This window comes from Pseudoalteromonas phenolica, assembly GCF_005886345.1.
GTDB lineage: Bacteria > Pseudomonadota > Gammaproteobacteria > Enterobacterales > Alteromonadaceae > Pseudoalteromonas > Pseudoalteromonas phenolica_A.
The window spans coordinates 1-531 of record NZ_PNEC01000052.1; the positions used below are offsets into that span (position 1 = coordinate 1).

The following is a 531-nucleotide window of genomic DNA, read 5'->3' on the forward strand; positions in this document are numbered from 1 at the left end:
GTATTCCTCGCCACCAAGTTTTCGCAGACGAAGCCAAGCGAGGAAAAGGAACAATGGGCTGGTTTTATGGCTTTAAACTTCACCTCATCATGAATGACGAAGGTGGTTTATTAGCAGTAAAAGTGACGGCAGGGAATGTTGATGATAGGAAGCCTGTGTTAGACATGGTCAGAAATGTTACAGGTAGTTTATATGCAGACAAAGGCTATGTATCTACAAGCCTAAAAGCGGAGCTTGCCGAGCAAGGCATTGATTTTATTACAGGTCAAAGAAGTAATATGAAACGTCAGCCAATATCATCTTGGGATAGAGCTATGCTATCAAAACGTTTCATCATTGAAACAGTTTTCGACCAGCTAAAAAACATGGCTCAAATAGATCATACAAGGCATCGAAGCTGTATCTCATTTATGGTTAATTTAATGGCTGGGTTAATTGCCTACACTTTTCAGACTAAAAAGCCGAGCATAAAAGTGACTCGACTTTAATTCTTATACAGATCTGAGGTTAAGTAAGGTATTAAAATGAGAA

The 531-nt window shown here is 39.0% G+C and carries 1 protein-coding gene; it reads left to right on the top strand.

The genetic code is table 11. The annotated features are described in order from the left end of the window. A partial coding sequence (locus CWB72_RS16525; protein ID WP_138633642.1) for an IS982 family transposase occupies positions 1-488 on the top strand: 488 nt, incomplete at its 5' end. Between the last annotated feature and the right edge of the window lie 43 nt (positions 489-531).